The 1,278-nt window shown below is 54.8% G+C and carries 1 rRNA gene; it reads right to left on the reverse strand.

From position 1 onward, the window contains the following. A 23S ribosomal RNA gene (locus FEF15_RS19185) occupies positions 1-1,154 on the reverse strand; the annotation flags it as partial. Between the last annotated feature and the right edge of the window lie 124 nt (positions 1,155-1,278).

Consider the following 1,278-nt stretch of genomic DNA (forward strand, 5'->3'; position numbering starts at 1 on the left):
CACCCGTAGCTTCGGTACCTGGTTTAGCCCCGTTACATCTTCCGCGCAGGCCGACTCGACTAGTGAGCTATTACGCTTTCTTTAAAGGATGGCTGCTTCTAAGCCAACCTCCTAGCTGTCTGAGCCTTCCCACATCGTTTCCCACTCAACCAGGATTTCGGGACCTTAGCTGACGGTCTGGGTTGTTTCCCTTTTCACAACGGACGTTAGCACCCGCTGTGTGTCTCCCACGCGTCACTCACCGGTATTCGGAGTTTGCCTCGGGTTGGTAAGTCGGGATGACCCCCTAGCCGAAACAGTGCTCTACCCCCGGCGGTGCTACGTGAGGCGCTACCTAAATAGCTTTCGAGGAGAACCAGCTATCTCCGGGCTTGATTAGCCTTTCACTCCGATCCACAAGTCATCCAAATCTTTTTCAACAGATCCTGGTTCGGGCCTCCAGTTGATGTTACTCAACCTTCACCCTGCTCATGGATAGATCGCCCGGTTTCGGGTCTATTTCCAGCGACTGGTCGCCCCGTTAAGACTCGGTTTCCCTACGCCTCCCCTAGTCGGTTAAGCTCGCCACTGAAAATAAGTCGCTGACCCATTATACAAAAGGTACGCGGTCACAGGACCTGCCTGCTCCCACTGCTTGTACGCATACGGTTTCAGGGTCTATTTCACTCCCCTCTCCGGGGTTCTTTTCGCCTTTCCCTCACGGTACTGGTTCACTATCGGTCAGCCAGGAGTATTTAGCCTTGGAGGATGGTCCCCCCGTCTTCAGTCAAGGTTTCACGTGCCCCGACCTACTCGATTTCACGACACTCGGATTTCGGCTACGGGACTATCACCCGCTATGGTTGAGCTTCCCAGCTCATTCGCCTATCGGTTGTGCCGCTTAAGGGCTAGTCCCCGGTCGCTCGCCGCTACTGGGGGAATCTCGGTTGATTTCTGTTCCTCGGGGTACTGAGATGTTTCAGTTCCCCCGGTTCGCTTCCCAACACCTATGGATTCAGTGTGGGATACCCCGCTGATGCGGGGTGGGTTTCCCCATTCGGAAATCGCCGGGTCACAGGGTATTTGCCACCTCACCGACGCTTATCGCAGGCTGTCACGTCCTTCATCGCCTCTGGCTGCCAAGGCATCCACCGTATGCGCTTCATCGCTTGACCATATAACCCGAAAGGGTCTGGTCGGCGATGACGCACGACAATGCCGGATACGCTTGAGACGTATCACGTTCGTTCTTTCCTTGCGGAAAGAACGTGTCAGCATGATTCACATTGTTAAAGAGCA

The organism is Halomonas sp. NO4, assembly GCF_010994375.1.
Classification (GTDB): Bacteria; Pseudomonadota; Gammaproteobacteria; order Pseudomonadales; family Halomonadaceae; genus Halomonas.